The sequence below is a fragment of the Cypionkella sp. genome, from assembly GCF_034376685.1.
Taxonomy (GTDB): domain Bacteria; phylum Pseudomonadota; class Alphaproteobacteria; order Rhodobacterales; family Rhodobacteraceae; genus Cypionkella.
Genome location: NZ_JAXMJJ010000095.1, coordinates 1 through 3,220, shown reverse-complemented (window position 1 = coordinate 3,220; position 3,220 = coordinate 1). Strand labels below are relative to the sequence as shown.

At 62.0% G+C, this 3,220-nt stretch carries 4 protein-coding genes and 1 pseudogene; 4 read left to right on the top strand and 1 reads right to left on the bottom strand.

The features are described from left to right. Positions 1–326, top strand: a 326-nt coding sequence (locus U1A24_RS18485) for a pyrroline-5-carboxylate reductase dimerization domain-containing protein (RefSeq protein ID WP_322323456.1), incomplete at its 5' end; no start/stop codon positions are given. 47 nt (positions 327–373) lie between these two features. Here the strand turns inward: U1A24_RS18485 and U1A24_RS21715 are convergent. Further along, positions 374–553, bottom strand: a pseudogene (locus U1A24_RS21715) (IS6 family transposase); the annotation flags it as partial. Between the two features lie 118 nt (positions 554–671). Between U1A24_RS21715 and tnpA the strand changes: the two are divergent. From tnpA to tnpC, 3 genes are read left to right on the top strand one after another with little or no spacing between them, the layout of a single operon-like run. Beyond that, the gene (gene tnpA / locus U1A24_RS18480; RefSeq protein WP_305249061.1) at positions 672–1,097 is read left to right on the top strand and encodes an IS66-like element accessory protein TnpA; all 426 of its coding nucleotides are present in this window, start codon (positions 672–674) and stop codon (positions 1,095–1,097) included. After that, entirely contained in the window at positions 1,094–1,447 is a 354-nt protein-coding gene (gene tnpB, locus U1A24_RS18475) for an IS66 family insertion sequence element accessory protein TnpB (protein ID WP_322323455.1), read from the top strand. The genes tnpA and tnpB overlap by 4 nt, the downstream gene beginning before the upstream one ends. Before the next feature lie 54 nt (positions 1,448–1,501). Then, positions 1,502–3,070, top strand: coding sequence for an IS66 family transposase (gene tnpC / locus U1A24_RS18470; RefSeq protein WP_305249841.1), 1,569 nt, complete (start codon positions 1,502–1,504; stop codon positions 3,068–3,070). Positions 3,071–3,220 lie beyond the last annotated feature (150 nt).

Here is a 3,220-nt window from a genome sequence, read left to right as displayed (position 1 = left end):
ACGCTCACAGCTTTGAAACCGCTGTTGTCTTTGGCGCGATGTCAGGCGCAAGCGTCTTTCTGATGCGCCATCTTGCAGCCTGGTATGAGGCTGAGGGGTTAAACCCTGCCGTCGCGCGTTCCCTTGTGGCCGAAACCCTGCGCGGAAATGCCGAGGTGTTCTTGCAGTCAGACAAGTCACTCGATGCCATCTGCAACGGAGTCGGCACGCCTGGTGGCATCACCGAACAGATGGTTTCGCACTTAAGGCAAGACGGCGCACTTGAAAGTTGGCACCATGCCATGACCAGCATTCTGCACCGTATAGCCCCGGACCGAAAGCTCTGACCGTTTTATGACTGGGTCCGAACCGTCCCGGAGTCATGATTTGTAACGGCGAAGATCTGACAGAACCTGTTCCACCAAAACCGCACGGTCTCGTGGCTGATCTTGAGGCCGCGTTCATGCAAGAGATCCTCGACGTTCCGGAGCGACAGCGGAAACCGGATGTAGAGCATCACCGTTTGAGCGGCATCCTGTATGCTCGGGGATCGGCGCTGACCCACCATGGCCATCGCACCTGTTTCTTCCGCTACACCGCTACACACAGTAAGCGGTGCGCCAGCCCCGTGGTTTCGGCTTGATGTGACTTCGGGCATGCCGTCCTGCAACTGAGTTTGTGGGAGGCTTGCCATGGAGCACCAAAACGAGCACCGGATGGAGGTGCGTGGGTCGAATGGAGTGTCGCGGATCGAGGTCCTTGATGGCCCGACCGGCCGTCGGCGTTGGCCGGATGATCTCAAGGCGCGGATTGTGGCCGAGAGTTTTCAGCCCGGCGCGCGGGTCTGCGATGTTGCGGCGAAGTATGGGCTGATTGCCCGGCACCTTTCGGGATGGCGCGCTCAAGCGCGCAAAGGGGAGCTGGCGGTGCCGGTCGATATGTCTCCGGCATTCGTGCCGCTGGTGATCGAGCCATTGGCCGATGTCGTTGCGGCTGCGGCGTCGGTCGACACGGGCGTGATCAAGGTCGATATCTGTGGGGCCGTTTTGCATGTGGCGCCGGATTGCAGTCCGGAGCGCGCGGCGGCCTTGGTGGCGGCGCTGAGGAATGTGCTGTGATCTTTCCGGATCAGGCCGTCAGGATCGTGATCGCGACCAAGCCGGTAGACTTTCGCAAGGGGCATGACGGGCTGGCAGCCATGGCGCATGGCGAGTTGGGCTTTGCGCCGAAGGCCGGGGTGATGGTTGTGTTCAGGTCCAAACGTGGCGACCGGATCAAGGTTCTGTTCTGGGATGGCAGTGGCATCGTGCTGATCTACAAGCGCCTGGAACAGGGCGGCTTTGCCTGGCCAAAGGTGGGCGACGGGGTCATGCGACTGTCGCGGGTGCAGTTCGAGGCGTTGTTTGCAGGCCTTGACTGGCGGCGTATCCATGCGCCCAGGCCGACGCCGCCCACCGCGACAGAATGACTCGGATCGCCTTGTAAATATGGGCCTTTGCGGAGGTATGCGGTATAAACCGCTATGCCTGCGTCCGCCGATCTTCCCTTTGATATAGACTGCCTTCCGCCCGCCGTGCGTGAGGCGTTTGCAGCGATGCAAGCCAAGGTCGCCGGGCTGGAAGCCCATACCGAACGACAGGATTACCTGATCGCTGAGCTGCGCCATGCGCTTTATGGCAAGCGGTCCGAGCAACTGCCTCCCGATGAGCGTCAGCTGGCTTTCGAGGATCTGGAAACGGCCGTCGCGGAAGCCGAGGCCGCCCGGGATGCGCTGGCGGAGCGCAATGCCGATGGCAGGCCCAGACGTCCGGCAGCCAAACGCAACCTTGGCCATTTGCCAGATCACCTGCCGCGCATCGAGCAGGTGATTGAACCCGCGCAGAAGGTTTGTTCCTGTGGTTGCACCGATATGGTGAAGATTGGCGAAGACCGCGCGGAACGGCTCGACATCGTTCCCGCCCGCTTCCAAGTCATCGTCACCGTTCGCCCCCGCTACGCCTGTCGCCGTTGCGACGCGGGTGTTGTGCAGGCGGACACGCCCAATTGGCTGATAGAAGGCGGCCTGCCCACCGAAGGCACGCTCGCCCACGTCGCCGTTTCCAAATATGCCGACCACTTGCCGCTTTATCGCCAATGCCAGATCTATGGCCGGGGCGGCGTGGACCTGGATCGGTCAACCCTGGCAAACTGGTGTGGCGTAGCGGCTTATCATCTGGCTCCGGTCGTTGATCGGATGCTGGTCCACCTCAAACGATCCGGCCGCCTGTTCATGGACGAGACCCGGGCGCCGGTGCTCGACCCCAAGGCGGGCAAGACCAAAACCGGCTACCTCTGGGCGGTGACCCGCGATGATCGCGGGTGGGGCGGCGGCGATCCGCCCGCCGTCGTCTTCACCTATGCGCCCGGGCGTCATGGCCACCATGCGATGGACATTCTGACAGGCTTCGAGGGCATTCTGCAGGTCGATGGATATACCGGCTATGACGCCTTGGCCGAACCAAAGCGCGTGGGTGGCATGCCCCTGACGCTGGCCTACTGCTGGGCGCATTCGCGACGCAAGCTGCATGACATCTATCAAAAGGACGGCTCCGAGATCGCCGCTGAAGGCCTGCGCCGCATCGCCCAGATCTACAGGATCGAGGCAACCGTCCGGGGCCGTTCCCCCGAAGAACGCCTCGCTGCCCGTCAGCTGCAATCGGCCCCGTTGATCGCAGACTTCCGCCTCTGGCTGACCCATCAGCGCAGCCGGATATCCGCTAAATCCCGCTTGGGCGAGAAGCTCGGCTACATCCACCGCCACTGGGATGGCCTGCAAATCTTCTTGACCGATGGCCGCGTCGAGATGGACACCAACCCGGTCGAAAACACCATCAGGCCCATAACGCTCAATCGCAAAAACGCACTGTTCGCCGGTCATGACGAGGGCGGCCGAACCTGGGCGCGCATGGCCTCGCTGATCGAAACCTGCAAGCTGAACGCCATCGATCCCTACGCCTACTTACGCGAAACACTGACCGCCATCGCCAACGGCCACCCCGCGTCGCGCATCGACGACCTCATGCCATGGGCCTTCCAAAAACCGTCAATCTAAAAGCCCGACGGGGTTCACGCACCGATTACGGAACAGCCGCGTTGCATCCCAACAAACGGGAATGGTTGCGATCTCTGAGTCCACATTGCCAGAGCGTCCTGCCACGCGCTGCACGCCTACGCGTTTGGCAGGCAACTGCTGACCTCTATC

Bases quoted from the DNA above. Each gene is read 5' to 3' on its own strand.
- tnpC (WP_305249841.1), top strand. From the start codon at position 1,502: ATGCCTGCGTCCGCCGATCTTCCCTTTGATATAGACTGCCTTCCGCCC.
- tnpA (WP_305249061.1), top strand. From the start codon at position 672: ATGGAGCACCAAAACGAGCACCGGATGGAGGTGCGTGGGTCGAATGGA.